Genomic DNA, 2,652 nt, shown 5'->3' on the forward strand with positions numbered 1-2,652 from the left:
ACCACCAGGTGAAGATCCGCGGCCTGCGTATCGAGCTGGGCGAGATCGAAGCGCGCCTGCTGGAGCTGCCGAGCGTGCAGGAAGCCGTGGTGCTGGCCCAGGACGGGCCGAGCGGCAAGCAACTGGTGGGCTACGTGGTGCCAGCCGACAGCGCGCAAGACGAAAGCGCATTGCGCGACAGCCTGCGCGAAGCCCTCAAGGCTGGCCTGCCGGACTACATGGTGCCGGCGCACCTGTTGCTGCTCGGCACACTGCCGGTGACGCCGAACGGCAAGCTGGACCGCAAGGCCCTGCCGCAGCCGGATGCCAGCCAGTTGCAGGGTGAATACATCGCCCCGCAGAGCGCGCTGGAGCAGCAGATCGCGGCAATCTGGGCGGATGTGCTGAAACTGGAAAGGGTTGGGCTGAGTGACAACTTCTTCGAGTTGGGTGGTCATTCCCTGCTGGCCACTTCGGTGATTGTGCGCATCCAGGAGCAAGCGGGTGTAGCGGCCGAACTGAAGGAGCTCTTCGAGTTCCCGGTGCTGTCCGAATTCTGTCGTCAGCTCGAGGGCAAGGCACCCACGGTCGATACCACCCAGGACCAGTTGGCCAAGTCCTTGGCGCTGCTCGACAGCTTGAGCACGGAAGAACTCGATGCGCTGATTTCGTAACGGGCCGTTCGAGCATCCTGACTGCTGTGGGAGATTCCATGGCATGGGCGGAATCTGTAGGAGCAGCCTTGTGCTGCGAAGAGGCCATTGCAGGCGAAGAGGATCTTTAGCCTTACCGGCCTCTTCGCAGCACAAGGCTGCTCCTACAGGCACGGCGTCGACCAGAAGGGTTGCGCTGTAAATGCGCCGAGCGCTACTGCCACTGAATTTCCGGCTAAATCCATGCCACCACTCAACCGTCTAACTACGGAGGAAATTGATGAGCTGATTTCTTAGGAGATTCCCTGTGCAAGAGCTGCTCGATACAGTCGTATCGTTGTCCACCCAAAAACGTAAGGCGTTGGCAGCCTTGCTCAAGAAACAAGGCGTGAACCTGTATGGGGTCACGCCGATCTTCCCGAGGGACCCCGAAGAGCCAGTACCGCTTTCCTACGCCCAACAGCGCTTGTGGATACTGTCGCAGTTGGGCCAGGTGGGCAGCGCGTACAACCTCTCGTCCGTTTTGCGCTTCCGCGGCCAGTTGGATACCCAGGCCCTGCAGCGCAGTTTCGAGGCACTGATCCAGCGCCACGAAACGCTACGCACCACCTTCGAGCTGGAAGGGGAGCGGGCGGTTCAGGTGATCCACCCGCACACGCCTTTCGAACTGACCCTTGAAGCGTTGGAAGGGGCTGATGACAGCCTCTTGCGCCAGCGCGTAGAAGCTCAAGCGCATCTGCCCTTCGACCTGCGGCATGGCCCTTTGCTGCGGGGGCGCCTGCTGCGCCTGGCAGCGGAGGAACATGTGCTGGTGCTGACCTTGCACCATATCGTCTCCGATGGTTGGTCGATGCCAGTGATGGTCAACGAACTGGTACAGCTCTACCACGGTGTGAGCCAAGGGCAGCCGGTGGACTTGCCGGCGCTGTCGGTGCAGTACGCCGACTATGCCATCTGGCAGCGCAACTGGATGGAGGCTGGCGAGCAAGAAAAGCAGCTGGCCTACTGGACTGCGCAACTGGGTGATGAACAGCCCGTGCTGGAATTGCCCTGCGATCGCCCAAGACCCGCCGTGAGCAGCCACCAGGGCGCGCGGGTCACGGTCGCACTGGATAACGACTTGGCCGGGGCGCTCAAGCGATTGGCCCAGCTGCAGGGCGTGACACCGTTCATGCTGCTGCTGGCCAGCTTCCAGGCGCTGCTGCACCGCTACAGCGGGCAGCCCGATATCCGCGTGGGCGTGCCGGTGGCAAACCGCAATCGGGCCGAGACCGAGCGCCTGATCGGTTTCTTCGTCAACACCCAAGTGTTGCGGGCCGAGTTCGACCTGCAGATGACCTTCAGCCAGCTGTTGCAGCAGGTCAAGCAACGCGCTGTGGACGCTCAGGCCCATCAGGACCTGCCGTTCGAGCAGTTGGTCGAAGCCTTGCAGGTCGAGCGCAACCCAGGCCACAGCCCGTTGTTCCAGGTGATGTACAACCACCAGACCCAGGCCAAGGGGGCACGCAGCAGCCTGCAGGGGCTGGAGATGGAAGAATTGGCGTGGGACAGCCACAGTGCCAAGTTCGACCTGACCCTGGACACTTTCGAGCATGAACAAGGCATTGGCGCGGCGCTTACCTATGCCACTGACCTGTTCGATGCCACGACTATCGAGAGCATGGCCCGGCACTGGCTGAGCCTGTTGCAGGGGATCGTTCGTGACCCGGCTCAACGGGTTGCCGACTTGCCATTGCTGGCCGAGCCTGAACACCACCTGATCGTGCGCGACTGGAATGCAACCCAGGCCGAGTACCCGCACGAGCGCAGCATCCATCAACTGATCGAGGCCCAGGTGCTCGCCACCCCGGACGCCCCGGCGCTGGTGTTTGGCGAGCAGACCCTGAGCTACGCCGAACTGAATCGCCGTGCCAACCAACTGGCGCACAAGCTGCGCGAACAGGGCGTTGGCCCCGATGTGCTGGTGGGCATCGCCATGCAGCGCAGCCTGGAGATGGTCATCGGCCTGCTGGGTATCGTG

At 62.4% G+C, this 2,652-nt stretch carries 2 protein-coding genes; both read left to right on the forward strand.

All coding sequences use genetic code 11. The features are described from left to right. A partial coding sequence (locus ACNFBR_RS29145) for a phosphopantetheine-binding protein (RefSeq protein ID WP_416737873.1) occupies positions 1-653 on the forward strand: 653 nt, incomplete at its 5' end. Between the two features lie 286 nt (positions 654-939). Continuing rightward, positions 940-2,652, forward strand: a 1,713-nt coding sequence (locus ACNFBR_RS29150) for a condensation domain-containing protein (RefSeq protein ID WP_416737874.1), incomplete at its 3' end; no start/stop codon positions are given.

Source organism: Pseudomonas sp. NY11955 (genome assembly GCF_048068035.1).
GTDB lineage: Bacteria > Pseudomonadota > Gammaproteobacteria > Pseudomonadales > Pseudomonadaceae > Aquipseudomonas.